The organism is Limosilactobacillus reuteri, from assembly GCF_034259105.1.
GTDB classification, from domain to species: domain Bacteria; phylum Bacillota; class Bacilli; order Lactobacillales; family Lactobacillaceae; genus Limosilactobacillus; species Limosilactobacillus reuteri_G.
The window spans coordinates 1,075,800-1,088,438 of the sequence record NZ_CP139478.1 but is presented as its reverse complement, the minus strand read 5'-3'; the positions used below and the strand labels follow the sequence as shown (position 1 = coordinate 1,088,438).

The following is a 12,639-nucleotide window of genomic DNA, read 5'->3' as shown; positions in this document are numbered from 1 at the left end:
CATTGCAAAATTTAAGAATTACTAGTACTGCGAGTTATCATCCACCACTTAATATTACTAACCAACAATTATCAACTATTGTGGATACTTCAGATGAGTGGATTAAAACGCGGACTGGAATTCATCAACGTTATATCAGCAACACTGAAAATACTTCAGACTTGGCTTTTAATGTTGGTAACCAGTTATTGACTAATGCCAATTTGAAAGCAACTGAACTTGATTTAATTATTATTGCAACGATGTCTCCTGATGCCTATACGCCGTCAACTGCTGCCATTGTTCAAGGAAGATTAGGAGCGAAAAATGCAATTGCGTTTGATATTTCAGCAGCTTGTACTGGTTTTATCTATGCCATTAATACAGCTGAATTAATGTTGAAAAGCTCTAATTGGCAAAATGCAATGGTAATTGGTGCAGAAGTATTATCAAAACTGATTGACTGGAAAGATCGACGTACTGCCGTATTGTTCGGCGATGGGGCTGGCGGAGTGTTACTTCAAAAGACAACTACGGCAACTCCTTTAATTCTCGGCCGTGATCTTCATACATTTGGTGAGTTGGGAGATAAAATTATTGCCGGAAAAACAACGCCTAAAGCTGGCTTCCCTAAGCAACTAACATCCCTTTCACCTTTTGTGATGGCCGGTCGTGACGTATATCGTTTTGCTACTCATGAAGTACCGCGCTCAATTGCTTCTGCCGTTCAACAAGCTAATTTAAAATTAGACGATATCGATTATTTTTTATTACATCAGGCAAATGAACGGATAATTACTCAAATTGCAAAGAGACTGGCGCAACCAATTACAAAGTTTCCAATGAATATTAGTGAATATGGAAATACGGGCGCCGCTAGTGAACCAATTTTATTGACTCAAGTTGTTGCTCATGAATTGGTTAAACCAGGTAACATTATTGCAATGAGTGGTTTTGGCGGCGGTTTAAGTACAGGAACAATAATTTTAAATTATTAATAGAGAAAGAAGAATGAATATGACTAGAGAAGAAATTTTTGATACTGTAAAAACTATTACTGTTGATGAATTAAATGTTGACGAAGATCGTGTAACAATGAACGCGCGAATTAAAGATGATCTAGATGCTGACAGTCTTGATGTTTTCGAAATTATGAATGAACTTGAAGATAAGTTTGAGATTGAATTAGATGCCGATGAAGGAATTGAGACTATTAGTGACGTTGTTGATTTCGTAAAGAAACAATTGGATGAAAAATAATGTACTACGGAATATTATTTAGCGGTCAAGGTGCACAGCGATCGGGAATGGGAGTCGAGCTTATGGCCGACTCCCTTTTTTCAAGGATTGTTAGTCGGGCAAGTGATATTTGTGAGCTTGATTTACTCAAAATTATGAAAAACGAGCATAACGAGTTGAATAAAACAGCATATGTTCAACCAGCAATTGTAACAGTTAGTTATGGAATCTACCGAATGTTAAAACGGGATTTACCGCAACTACCAATTAAGGGGATGATCGGCCTATCCTTAGGCGAGTACGCTGCCTTAATTGCTAGTAATTCACTTTCGTTTGAAGAAGGAATCAAACTAGTTGCGGATCGTGCTCGCTTTATGCAACAAGACGCGGATAGGGAAATAAGTACGTTAGTAGCTGTCCTTGACCCTCAACTTCAAGAAATAAAAGAACTAATCACCGCTCAACAAGAAAACGGTCAGCGGGTTTATATTGCCAACTATAATTCACCACGACAAATCGTAGTGGGCGGGGCATTAACCGACTTAAAGGCTACCCTTAAAAAGATGGAAGAAGACAAGCTTGCTAAAAGAATGATTCTGCTCAAAGTTAATGGTGCATTTCATACTCCTTTCTTTAACGGTGCTCGTCAACAGATGCATAACCGGTTACAAACGGTTGACTTCCATGAACCACAGATTGAAGTTATTAGCAATACTACTAACAGCTTGTTTCATTGGGAGGATCTTCCAGGAATTCTTGAAAAACAATTAGCTGTTCCAACACACTTTGGAGCTAATGTTAAGAATTTAGTCAAGCACGCGAAAATTGACACAACATTAGAAATTGGTCCTGGAAAGACGTTATCTCGCTTTGCTCACCAAGTTGACCGGCACTTAAATACCCAACACATTGAAAGTCTTGTTGATTATGAAAATTTTATAAAGGAGCAAAAAGATGGAACTGACAGATAAAGTCGTTTTTATAAGCGGAAGCACACGCGGGATTGGGGCAGCTACTGCATTAGAGTTTGCTAAGGCTGGTAGTCGGCTAATTCTCAATGGGCGTCAAGATGACTTACCAAAAGCGCTTAAAGAAAAACTAGATCTACTAGGGACGGAATATCACTACCTTAAGGGCGATATTGCAAACGAAGAATCAGTTAGTGAATTAGCAGCAGCGGCTTGGCAAATATACGAGAAGATCGACATTCTTATCAATAATGCGGGAATCACGAATGATAAGTTAATGATGGGAATGAAATTGAGCGATTTTGACCAGGTCATCAATGTTAATTTACGCGGAACATTTATGTTAACGCAACCTATTTTTAAGAAGATGCTCAAAAAAAGAGCCGGTTGCATTATTAACCTTGCTAGTATTGTGGGTCTCCATGGTAATACGGGACAAGCTAATTATGCGGCAAGCAAGGCAGGTATCATCGGCCTTACTAAATCTATTGCCCAAGAAGGAGCACACCGTGGAATTCGTTGCAATGCGATTGCTCCCGGAATGATTACTAGTGATATGACTGAAAAATTATCTGAGCGAGTAAAAGAACAAATTCTCAGTCTCATCCCCCTCAACCGCTTAGGACAGCCAGAAGAAATTGCTAAGACCGCAAAATTTTTAGCAGAAAACGATTATTTGACCGGTCAAACCATTGTAGTTGACGGTGGAATGACAATTTAGGAGGAACTAAATGACAAGAGTTGTAATAACAGGAATGGGTGCTGTTGCTCCTAATGGTAATGGTATTCAAGAATTTATAAGTAATAGCTTTGCAGGCAAAGTTGGAATTAAAGCGATCAAGAAATTTGATGCCAAGCCGACAGGAATTACCGTAGCGGGTGAAATTGACGATTTTGACCCTAATGATGTCATCGGGAGAAAAGCTGCGCGCCGAATGGATCTTTATTCTCAGTACGCCTTACAAAGCGCTATTGAAGCAATGGAAATGGCGGAGATTAACGAAACAAATACCAAGCCAGTCGACATGGGTGTTATCTATGGATCTGGAATTGGCGGTTTGACAACTATTCAAGAGCAAATTATCAAAATGCATGATAAGGGTCCTAGACGGGTATCGCCAATGTTTGTTCCAATGTCAATTGCTAACATGGCAGCCGGTAATATTTCCATTCACTTTAATGCGCAAAATATTTGTACATCGATTGTGACTGCTTGCGCCACTGGAACTAATGCAATTGGAGAAGCCTTTCGTCAAGTTAAAGAAGGACGCGCCAAAGTAATGATTGCCGGTGGATCAGAGGCTTCGGTAAATGAGATCGGAATTGCTGGCTTTGCGGCATTAACAGCCCTATCACAAGCAACTGATCCACTTAAAGCTTCCTTGCCATTTGATAAAGCACGTCAAGGATTTGTTTTGGGCGAAGGCGGTGCAACACTTGTTTTAGAGGAGCTTGAGCATGCGCAAAAACGCGGTGCTAACATTCTTGGTGAGATTGTCGGTTATGGTGCTACCTCGGACGCTTACCATATTACATCCCCTGATCCAACTGGTGCAGGGGCGGCAAGAGCAATGGAACTTGCAATTAAAGAAGCTGGAATTAGTCCTAGCGAAATTTCCTATATTAATGCCCACGGAACTGCTACTCATGCTAATGATGAAGGCGAATCTAAAGCAATCAATCAGGTATTTGGTCCTGATAGCAATGTTCGTGTCAGTTCAACGAAGGGAATGACTGGCCATTTGCTTGGGGCTGCAGGAGCAATTGAGGCAGTCTTAACAGTAGCCGCTTTACAAAAGGGACAATTACCGTTGAATATAGGTTGTTTTAACCAAGATCCGAAGTGCTCAGTTAACCTTGTGACGGCAGAAAATAGTGACGCATCAAATGCCCGTTACGCAATAAGCAATTCTTTTGGTTTCGGTGGTCATAATGCTGTTTTAGCCTTTAAGAAATGGGAGTGATCTATCTTGGAATTTAAAGAAATTCAAACATTAATGCAAAATTTTGAAGATTCTGATATTCGTGAATTAGAAATAAATCAAGATTCCTTTCAGCTCTATTTAAGCAAAAATAAGCAAACCCACAAGCATGAAAATCTTATAACAACCGAAAAAACAGAGCAAACGACTTCAGTTAAGAAAAAAACAAACGAACAACCAACTTTACCTTCGCAAAATATAACTGCGCCCCTAGTCGGAACTGTCTATCTCCAGCCAACCCCCGATGCAGATCCCTATGTTAGAAGTGGCGACCATGTAAAAAAAGGGGATGTTGTTTGTGTGATTGAAGCAATGAAAATGATGACAGAGATAAAAAGCCCTTTTAACGGAATCATTACTTCAATTTGTGTAAGCAATGAAGAATTAGTTGAAGTAGAACAACCGCTTTTCTCAGTTCAGGAGGATAAAGATAATGACTAATAAAACTTTAGATATAACTGAAATTCAAAAAATCCTTCCGCATCGTTACCCAATGTTACTAATTGACCAAGTTGATGAATTAATTCCTGGTAAGAAGGCCATTGCACGGCGTAATGTCACGATTAATGAAGAGGTTTTTAATGGTCATTTCCCCAAAAATCCAGTTTTACCAGGAGCATTGATTGTTGAATCATTGGCGCAAACAGGTGCTGTCGCTCTCTTATCTCAAGAAGAGTTCCAAGGGAAAACAGCCTATTTTGGTGGGATTAGGTCAGCAGAATTTCGTAAAGTAGTCCGCCCTGGTGATACGTTAAGATTAGAAGTCAACCTAGAAAAAGTTCATAAAAACATTGGAATTGGTAAAGGCATTGCAACGGTTGATGGTAAAAAAGCCTGTACAGCCGAATTAACTTTTATGATTGGGTAGGTGGTTTGATGTTTTCCAAAGTACTAGTCGCCAATCGTGGTGAAATTGCTGTCAGGATAATACGGTCATTACGGGAACTAGGAATTAAGACAGTAGCTATTTATTCAACTGCAGACCGCGAAAGTCTTCATGTTCAACTAGCGGATGAAGCTGTATGCGTTGGAACCGCCCGGGCCCAAGATTCATATTTGAATGCAAAAAATATTTTGGAAGCTGCTCTTGGTACAGGTGCCCAGGCGATCCATCCGGGTTTTGGCTTTCTATCAGAAAATGCGGACTTCGCGACAATGTGTGAAGAATGCGGAATTACGTTCATCGGTCCCCAAGCCTCAGTTATTGACTTAATGGGAAACAAGGAGCACGCACGAGAGCAAATGAAAAAATCAGGGGTGCCTGTAATTCCTGGAAGTGATGACTATATTACCAATGTTAATGACGCTGTTGAGGTTGCAAATAAGATTGGGTATCCAATTTTGTTAAAAGCAGCTGCTGGTGGTGGCGGTAAAGGGATCCGACGAATTAACGATCATAACCAGATGCGGCAAATATTTAGTGAGGCCCAAAACGAAGCCCGTCTTTCGTTTAATGATGACCGAATGTACCTTGAAAAGATTATGGAGAATGTTAAACACATTGAGGTCCAAGTATTTCGTGATAATTTTGGCAATGCCGTTTTCTTTCCTGAACGAGACTGCTCGATTCAACGGAATAAACAAAAATTGATTGAAGAAAGTCCTTGTGTCCTAGTAAATGAACAAGAGCGAAAAACGCTAGGACAGATTACCATGCGAGCCATTAATGCGATTAACTATCATAATACGGGGACAATAGAATTTCTAATGGATAAGGACCATCACTTTTACTTTATGGAAATGAACACTCGTATTCAGGTTGAACATACAGTGACGGAGATGGTAACTGGGATCGATTTAGTGAAGGCACAGGTTATTGTCGCTGCGAATGAACCACTTCCCTTTACCCAACAGGATATTCAGGTTCATGGACATGCAATTGAGTGTCGGATAAATGCTGAAAATCCTAAGCAAAACTTTACGCCAGTGACTGGAACGATTAATTACCTGTATCTCCCAGTCGGTAATTTGGGGATGCGAATTGACACTGCTATTTATCCTGGCAGCAAGATCACTCCTTATTATGATTCAATGATCGCGAAGGTAATTGCCCTTGGTCAAGATCGCCAAGAAGCTATTGAAAAAATCAAACGACTTTTAAATGAAATGGTAATTATGGGCATAACAACCAACCAAAATTTCCATTTAGCAATCCTAAACAATCCTAAATTTTTGGCAGGAACGGCTTCAACAACGTTTCTTGAAGACTCTTTCTTGCCGCAATGGAAGAAGGGGCTGACAGCGTGAAATTATATGATCAAAATAATACTTTAAGTGAACGGCACATCAAAGCAGATAAAAATGCTGATGAAAGGGTCCCAGATCAAATGTGGTTAAGGTGTCCACATTGTCATCAATTACTATTTGCCAAGCAGTTAACTCAATATGCTGTTTGTCCTAACTGTGAATATGGATTACGAATACCTGCCCGTCATCGACTCTCATGGTTAGCGGATTCGTTTAAAGAATTTGATAAGGATCTCCAAACAAAGAATCCGTTACATTTTCCTGGATATCAAGAAAAAATCAGCAAACTCCAAAGCCAAACTAAGCTGAATGATTCAGTCCTAACTGGTGAAGCTTCAATTAATGATCAGCTATTTTCACTAGGCATTATGGATCCAACATTTATTATGGGATCACTCGGAACTGTTACAGGTGAAAAGATAACGCGCTTATTTGAATATGCAACTACCCATCGACAAGCAGTAGTATTATTCACCGCTTCAGGTGGGGCACGGATGCAAGAAGGAATTATGTCGTTAATGCAAATGGCGAAGGTTTCACAAGCAATAAATGAGCATGCTGCTGCCGGCCTTTTATACATCGTGGTATTAACTGATCCAACAACTGGTGGAGTAACTGCTAGTTTCGCGATGGACGGAGATATTATTCTCGCTGAGCCTCATGCACTTATTGGCTTTGCTGGCCGTCGCGTTATTGAGCAGACGATCCACCAGCAAATTCCTGTCGACCTCCAATCAGCTGAAAACATCCTGCATCATGGGTTTATTGATCGAATTGTAAAACGTCAAGATGAAAAAAAGCTGCTTGAATGGCTATTAAAAACAGGGAGCGTTGCTAATGAATGAACAATTATCAGCAAGCGAGATTGTTAAACGTGCTCGCAGCGACAATAAAATTACGGGGATGGAGATTATTCAAAATATTTTCCCAGATTTTGTTGAGTTGCATGGCGACCGGGCAGGCGGGGATGATCCTGCAATCGTTGGTGGAATTGCTACTTTCCATCAGCAAGCAGTCACCGTCATTACCACCGATCGAGGAAAAACAACAGACGAGAAAATTATAAAGCATTTTGGCTCACCAATGCCTAGTGGTTATCGCAAGGCACTCCGTTTAATTAAGCAAGCAGCTAAATTTAAGCGACCTATATTCTGTTTTGTTAATACCGCAGGAGCATTTCCTAGCAAGGAAGCCGAAGAAAACGGGCAAGGTAGTGCGATTGCCCAAAATATTTTACAAATAAGTCAGCTTGCTATTCCAATTATCACGATTATTTATGGTGAAGGAGGTAGTGGGGGAGCCTTAGCGTTGGCATGTGGAGATGAAGTATGGATGTTAGAAAATAGTACTTATTCTATTTTATCTCCTGAGGGGTTTGCCTCCGTTATGTGGAGAGATAGTACGAAGGCAGATAAAGCGGCAGAATTAATGCAAATGGTGCCGCAAGCTTTATTAAAACAAGGGATTATTGAAGGAATTATTCCAGAAAGCGAAAAGCACCAACAAACTTGCAAAAATATCGAGCAGGTTTTACTAAAGCGATTAAACAAACTGCAAGAATTATCGCCAAATCAACTTCTAGCAAATAGAAAAAAACGTTATCGAAAGTTTTAAGGAGGATAATATGGGAAATATATTAACAGGAAAAAAGATCGTTGTTATGGGAGTAGCTAATAAGCGTTCTATTGCATGGGGATGTGCACAAATGATGGCTGAACAAGGTGCCCATATTATCTATACTTATCAGAATTCCAAAATGAAAAAAAGCCTACAACGGTTAGTAGATGATGAAAATCGATTAATTGAATGTGATGTAGCGAATGATGAAAGTATTGAACAAGCCTTTACAAATATTAAAGAACGTTTTACAAAAGTAGATGGGATTGTACACGCAATTGCTTTTGCCCAAAAAGAAGAATTAGCTGGCTCAATTCTTGGTGCTAGTCGCAAAGGTTATGCAATCGCGCAAGATATTTCTTCTTATTCCCTTATTGCTGTCACTAAACTTGCTAATCAGCTAAACCTATTAAATACTCCTGCAAGTATTGTTACCTTAACCTATTTTGGCTCTGAACGTGCTATTCCTAACTATAATGTAATGGGAATTGCTAAAGCTGCCCTTGAAGCTAGTGTTCGCTATTTAGCACGGGATTTAGGACAAAAACGAATCCGTGTTAATGCAATCTCTGCTGGAGCGGTTAAGACATTAGCAGTTACAGGTATTAAAGGTCATGATGAACTTTTAAGGATGTCCCAAGCAAGAACTGTTGATGGAGAAGATGTAACTATTAGCGAAATTGGGAACGTGTGTGCATTCTTAATGAGCGATTTATCAACTGGAGTTACTGGCGACACCATTTATGTTGATAAGGGGGTACATTTAATTTAAGAATATAAATTTTAAAGACTGAGAAATGAGATTTTTCAGTCTTTTTGCTGTCTTTTAGAAGGAAAATAGGCTCTACAATATCTGGTGTTGATATAGAAATATCACTTTCTATACCAATACTAGATTTTTTGTTTTTAAACTAAAAAAGAGGCATGCCCTCTGATACAATGAAATCGCCAAATCACATAGTAAAGAAGGTAACCTCCATGGATAATGATACAAGGACTCTCCTCAATTTAACAGACCCTCATTTAAATTTTCCTCATCATTGGCTTAAATATAAATCAATTAAAAACGTTCGGGTGGCACAAATATCCTGTACCCTTTCTTATATCCCGCGTGCTTGTCCAAATTGTGGCGTTATTAATCGTGGACAAATCTTAAAATATGGTTTTTATCAAGCTAAATACAAATATGGACAATTTAGGGCTCAACCATTAATGTTGCTTGTTAATACTCAACGTTTTCAATGTCCTGACTGCCATACAACATTTAATGCGACTAGTTATCTTTTTGAAAAGCAACGAACAATTAGTCGTGATTTAAGGCGTGAAATTATTCTTCGGTTAACGCGAATTCAAACAATTAAAGATATTGCCCATGATTTGTTTATCAGTGAAGCTTCGGTCCAGCGGGTCCTTTTGGACCTCGCTGATCAATACAAGCCGAATTTAAACTATCTACCGGAAACACTATGTATTGATGAATTTAAATCAATGCGGAGCGCTAAAGGTAAGATGAGTTTCATCGCTGTTGATGGTGATCGGAGTTGCTTATTTGAACTCCTTGAAGATCGGCGATTACGTAGTTTATTTAAGCATTATCAACAGTTTACACGTGCTGCCCGTTGCCGGGTAAAATATCTGGTAATGGATATGAACGCTGCTTATGATCAACTAGTTAAAACCGTTTTTCCTTGTGCTCAAATCATCTATGATCGCTTTCATATTGCCAAACACCTTAATGATACGATGAATCATGTGCGAATTCATGTCTTCAATCGTTTGCGAAAAGGTGATTCTGCGGAGCAGAAACAAGCTCGGCGCCTTAAACGTTATTGGCGGCTATTTCTTCAAGATCGGGAAAATTTAAGTACAAAAGTTTATTACGAAGGACGTTATTTTAATCGCGTTGTTAATTCCATTATGATCTTAGACTTAATGTTAGCGTATGACCAAGAGTTAAGAGCCACCTATAATTTTATTCAATCCTTGAAGCGTGCTTACAATCAACGTGATTTTACAACTTTCTTTCAATTACTTAAACTCCGGCCAGACAGTGTCAGCCATTATACAATCCACCGTTGTCAAGTTTTAGCGCGCTATAAAGAGGGAATTAAGCGTGGCTTTGAGACGAAGTTCTCAAATGGTCGAACCGAAGGGATTAATAATCGAATTAAAACTATCAAACGAGTTGCCTGTGGTTATCGTTACTTTACGGCATTTAAAACGCGGATTTATTTAATTATTGGCCACCAAATTCAAACTAACTAAAAAGAACCGCCACGAATGACGATTCTAACTAGACCAATTTAATTGGCGAAAATTCATATTTGCGTATCAACACTACTTGACGTAGAGCCGGAAAATATAACAATAGCAAGAACTTTTTAGAAAAAATAAAAAAAGTTCTTGCTATTTTATAGATCAGTTGTTATTATTAATAACGTTGTGAAAGACGAGTTAACAATTTTGAGAAAAGTTGTTTAATATATTTAAAAAATGGCCCGTTAGTCAAGTGGTTAAGACACCAGCCTTTCACGCTGGTATCGTGGGTTCAAATCCCGCACGGGTCACTTTTGCGGAAGTAGTTCAGTGGTAGAACATCACCTTGCCATGGTGGGGGTCGCGGGTTCGAATCCCGTCTTCCGCTTAGTCAGTTCTATTATGCCGGGGTGGCGGAATTGGCAGACGCACAGGACTTAAAATCCTGCGGTTAGTGATAACCGTACCGGTTCGATCCCGGTCCTCGGCACTATTTCGGGAAATAGCTCAGCTTGGTAGAGCACCTGGTTTGGGACCAGGGGGTCGCAGGTTCGAATCCTGTTTTCCCGATCTGGCTAAACAGCTAAGAGGCAATCTTCTTAGCTGTTTTTTTGTAGTCAAAATTTGATTTTTACTTTGTAACAAGCGGTACTAAAGCAGCCATTAATTAGTTTTTTGAAATAAAACAAACTTTTTTTGAAAAAAGTATTGCTTTTTATAGGATAACTTGATAATATAATATTCATTGCTGATATGCGGGTATAGTTCAGTGGTAAAACCACAGCCTTCCAAGCTGTTGTCGCGAGTTCGATTCTCGTTACCCGCTTTTAATTAATTTAATATGGCCCGTTAGTCAAGTGGTTAAGACACCAGCCTTTCACGCTGGTATCGTGGGTTCAAATCCCGCACGGGTCACTTTTGGAGGATTAGCTCAGTTGGGAGAGCATCTGCCTTACAAGCAGGGGGTCACAGGTTCGAGCCCTGTATCCTCCATTGAACAATTTAATAGTTGTTCTGAACAATTTAATAGTTGTTCAACATTTTAATATAATTGGGCTATAGCCAAGCGGTAAGGCAACGGTTTTTGGTACCGTCATGCGCTGGTTCGAATCCAGCTAGCCCAATTAGTCTAAAACAGTGAGTAAAATTACTCGCTGTTTTTTTATTTAGAAAAAATAGGCAATCTAATAACGTAGGCTAAAAGCGAACATCATTGGATTGCCCAATAATTAGCATAATTTATTCATGTCGTAACATAGTATGCCAGACAAAGAAGCCGACTCCGATAATTAAAGCCAACCATGCCCATAGTTGCAATGGAAGATAGATAGTACACGTTAACAAACCTAAAACCCAACTGATTAGCATCATCGATAATCCAGCAATATCGCCACCTAAACTATCAATACCACAAGTAGCGATATAGACGATTCCTGATGCCAGATATAATAGCGAAACAATTAATTCGGCTGTTCCGGCATAAATATGGATTGCAGGATTAGGATTCCCAAAACCTCTTACAATCGATTGAACAAATATAATAATGGCTAACACAATCATAATAATTCCTACAATAAGTTTTGTTGCCTTCATTCTAAAGACCTCCTCAAGTCTTATTCTACCCGGATGATTAGAATTTATAAAGAATTACAGTTTTTCTATTTACAAATAGAGCAGGGGGAATAAAAAAGCAAACCAGAAAATTAGCTTCTGATTTGCTTGAATCCTATTTAGTTGTATTTTTTACTTTTTTCAAGGCTTCTAAAAATACTTCGTAAGGTTGCGCACCAGTGATTGAATACTTATTATTAATCACAAATAACGGTGCACTTGGCATTCCAATCATAAATGCGCGCCGTTCGTTTTTTCGAACCTCATCTTCATACTGATTAGATTCAAGAACTTTTTTAACATCAGCAACAGGTAATCCAATTTCATTCATTGCACCAGTTAGAGCTTCATAGTCCGCGATTGATTCATTATCATTAAAATAAAGTTGATAAAGGCGTTTAACAGCTTTATTAAGTAATGCTTGGTCATTTAAACTTTCAATGTATTTTATTAAGCGATGAGCAGCTAATGTATTAACAGGAACCGCATTTTCCATTTTAATTGGTAAATCAATATCGGCAGCAAGTTGATCAATTTTTTGTATTTGTGTAGCAGCTTCTTGCTTAGTTAGTTGATGAGCTTTTGCATAATATTCTGTCATTGATAAATCAGTTGTTGTTGGCAACGTTGGATCTAGTTGAAATGATATAAATTTTAATGGTGTCTGATCGGCAATCTTTAATTCTTTAAGTGCTCGTTGTATCAGCCCAGTATTGAATTTCCATAGATGATCGCTCCTT

General features: G+C 39.0%; 14 protein-coding genes and 8 tRNA genes. 20 read left to right on the top strand and 2 right to left on the bottom strand.

Annotation, left to right across the window (positions count from 1 at the left end):
* The first annotated feature begins 2 nt into the window (after positions 1 to 2).
* The 20 genes from SH603_RS06265 (at position 3) to SH603_RS06170 (ending at position 11,412) form a co-directional block, all read left to right on the top strand.
* Positions 3 to 977 (top strand): beta-ketoacyl-ACP synthase III, encoded by a 975-nt coding sequence (locus tag SH603_RS06265; protein WP_321533660.1) that lies wholly within the window; start codon positions 3 to 5, stop codon positions 975 to 977.
* Positions 978 to 996: 19 nt separating this feature from the next.
* Positions 997 to 1,239, top strand: a complete 243-nt coding sequence (locus SH603_RS06260; RefSeq protein ID WP_321533659.1) for an acyl carrier protein — start codon at positions 997 to 999, stop codon at positions 1,237 to 1,239.
* Entirely contained in the window at positions 1,239 to 2,189 is a 951-nt protein-coding gene (locus tag SH603_RS06255; protein ID WP_321533658.1) for an ACP S-malonyltransferase, read from the top strand. The genes SH603_RS06260 and SH603_RS06255 overlap by 1 nt, the downstream gene beginning before the upstream one ends.
* Positions 2,173 to 2,907, top strand: coding sequence for a 3-oxoacyl-[acyl-carrier-protein] reductase (gene fabG / locus SH603_RS06250; RefSeq protein ID WP_169472787.1), 735 nt, complete (start codon positions 2,173 to 2,175; stop codon positions 2,905 to 2,907). Before SH603_RS06255 ends, fabG begins: the two co-directional genes overlap by 17 nt.
* 10 nt (positions 2,908 to 2,917) lie before the next feature.
* Positions 2,918 to 4,150 carry a beta-ketoacyl-ACP synthase II gene (gene fabF, locus SH603_RS06245; protein WP_321533657.1) on the top strand — a complete coding sequence of 411 codons (1,233 nt, stop codon included), beginning with the start codon at positions 2,918 to 2,920 and terminating at the stop codon, positions 4,148 to 4,150.
* Positions 4,151 to 4,156: 6 nt separating this feature from the next.
* The gene (locus SH603_RS06240; protein ID WP_169472785.1) at positions 4,157 to 4,609 is read left to right on the top strand and encodes an acetyl-CoA carboxylase biotin carboxyl carrier protein; all 453 of its coding nucleotides are present in this window, start codon (positions 4,157 to 4,159) and stop codon (positions 4,607 to 4,609) included.
* The gene (gene fabZ / locus SH603_RS06235; RefSeq protein ID WP_035151122.1) at positions 4,602 to 5,036 is read left to right on the top strand and encodes a 3-hydroxyacyl-ACP dehydratase FabZ; all 435 of its coding nucleotides are present in this window, start codon (positions 4,602 to 4,604) and stop codon (positions 5,034 to 5,036) included. The genes SH603_RS06240 and fabZ overlap by 8 nt, the downstream gene beginning before the upstream one ends.
* An 8-nt stretch (positions 5,037 to 5,044) precedes the next feature.
* Positions 5,045 to 6,415 carry an acetyl-CoA carboxylase biotin carboxylase subunit gene (gene accC, locus SH603_RS06230; RefSeq protein ID WP_169477667.1) on the top strand — a complete coding sequence of 457 codons (1,371 nt, stop codon included), beginning with the start codon at positions 5,045 to 5,047 and terminating at the stop codon, positions 6,413 to 6,415.
* Positions 6,412 to 7,260 (top strand): acetyl-CoA carboxylase, carboxyltransferase subunit beta, encoded by an 849-nt coding sequence (accD, locus tag SH603_RS06225; RefSeq protein ID WP_169472783.1) that lies wholly within the window; start codon positions 6,412 to 6,414, stop codon positions 7,258 to 7,260. Before accC ends, accD begins: the two co-directional genes overlap by 4 nt.
* Positions 7,253 to 8,029, top strand: a complete 777-nt coding sequence (accA, locus tag SH603_RS06220) for an acetyl-CoA carboxylase carboxyltransferase subunit alpha (protein WP_169472782.1) — start codon at positions 7,253 to 7,255, stop codon at positions 8,027 to 8,029. Before accD ends, accA begins: the two co-directional genes overlap by 8 nt.
* A gap of 10 nt (positions 8,030 to 8,039) precedes the next feature.
* Positions 8,040 to 8,804 (top strand): enoyl-ACP reductase FabI, encoded by a 765-nt coding sequence (gene fabI, locus SH603_RS06215; protein ID WP_321533656.1) that lies wholly within the window; start codon positions 8,040 to 8,042, stop codon positions 8,802 to 8,804.
* Positions 8,805 to 9,010: 206 nt separating this feature from the next.
* On the top strand, positions 9,011 to 10,297 hold the full coding sequence (locus SH603_RS06210; RefSeq protein WP_321533655.1) for an ISL3 family transposase: 1,287 nt from the start codon (positions 9,011 to 9,013) through the stop codon (positions 10,295 to 10,297).
* Between the two features lie 230 nt (positions 10,298 to 10,527).
* Positions 10,528 to 10,599 (top strand) — tRNA-Glu (locus SH603_RS06205).
* 5 nt (positions 10,600 to 10,604) lie between these two features.
* Positions 10,605 to 10,676: transfer RNA gene (locus tag SH603_RS06200), tRNA-Gly, on the top strand.
* Positions 10,677 to 10,692: 16 nt separating this feature from the next.
* Positions 10,693 to 10,778: transfer RNA gene (locus SH603_RS06195), tRNA-Leu, on the top strand.
* Positions 10,779 to 10,784: 6 nt separating this feature from the next.
* Positions 10,785 to 10,858 (top strand) — tRNA-Pro (locus SH603_RS06190).
* Positions 10,859 to 11,043: 185 nt separating this feature from the next.
* Positions 11,044 to 11,114 (top strand) — tRNA-Gly (locus tag SH603_RS06185).
* 17 nt (positions 11,115 to 11,131) lie between these two features.
* A tRNA-Glu gene (locus tag SH603_RS06180) sits at positions 11,132 to 11,203 on the top strand.
* Between the two features lie 5 nt (positions 11,204 to 11,208).
* Positions 11,209 to 11,281, top strand: a tRNA-Val gene (locus SH603_RS06175).
* Positions 11,282 to 11,340: 59 nt separating this feature from the next.
* Positions 11,341 to 11,412: transfer RNA gene (locus SH603_RS06170), tRNA-Gln, on the top strand.
* Positions 11,413 to 11,527: 115 nt separating this feature from the next.
* Here SH603_RS06170 and SH603_RS06165 read toward each other — a convergent pair.
* Both SH603_RS06165 and SH603_RS06160 read right to left on the bottom strand, forming a co-directional pair.
* Positions 11,528 to 11,881 carry a hypothetical protein gene (locus SH603_RS06165; protein WP_169473821.1) on the bottom strand — a complete coding sequence of 118 codons (354 nt, stop codon included), beginning with the start codon at positions 11,879 to 11,881 and terminating at the stop codon, positions 11,528 to 11,530.
* Between the two features lie 133 nt (positions 11,882 to 12,014).
* Positions 12,015 to 12,548, bottom strand: coding sequence for a DsbA family oxidoreductase (locus tag SH603_RS06160; protein ID WP_419182124.1), 534 nt, complete (start codon positions 12,546 to 12,548; stop codon positions 12,015 to 12,017).
* Positions 12,549 to 12,639: the final 91 nt, after the last annotated feature.

Coding starts and splice junctions, on each gene's coding strand:
- SH603_RS06165 (WP_169473821.1), bottom strand. CDS start 11,881: ATGAAGGCAACAAAACTTATTGTAGGAATTATTATGATTGTGTTAGCC.
- SH603_RS06210 (WP_321533655.1), top strand. CDS start 9,011: ATGGATAATGATACAAGGACTCTCCTCAATTTAACAGACCCTCATTTA.
- accC (WP_169477667.1), top strand. CDS start 5,045: ATGTTTTCCAAAGTACTAGTCGCCAATCGTGGTGAAATTGCTGTCAGG.
- SH603_RS06260 (WP_321533659.1), top strand. CDS start 997: ATGACTAGAGAAGAAATTTTTGATACTGTAAAAACTATTACTGTTGAT.
- fabI (WP_321533656.1), top strand. CDS start 8,040: ATGGGAAATATATTAACAGGAAAAAAGATCGTTGTTATGGGAGTAGCT.
- SH603_RS06255 (WP_321533658.1), top strand. CDS start 1,239: ATGTACTACGGAATATTATTTAGCGGTCAAGGTGCACAGCGATCGGGA.
- accA (WP_169472782.1), top strand. CDS start 7,253: ATGAATGAACAATTATCAGCAAGCGAGATTGTTAAACGTGCTCGCAGC.
- fabG (WP_169472787.1), top strand. CDS start 2,173: ATGGAACTGACAGATAAAGTCGTTTTTATAAGCGGAAGCACACGCGGG.
- fabZ (WP_035151122.1), top strand. CDS start 4,602: ATGACTAATAAAACTTTAGATATAACTGAAATTCAAAAAATCCTTCCG.
- fabF (WP_321533657.1), top strand. CDS start 2,918: ATGACAAGAGTTGTAATAACAGGAATGGGTGCTGTTGCTCCTAATGGT.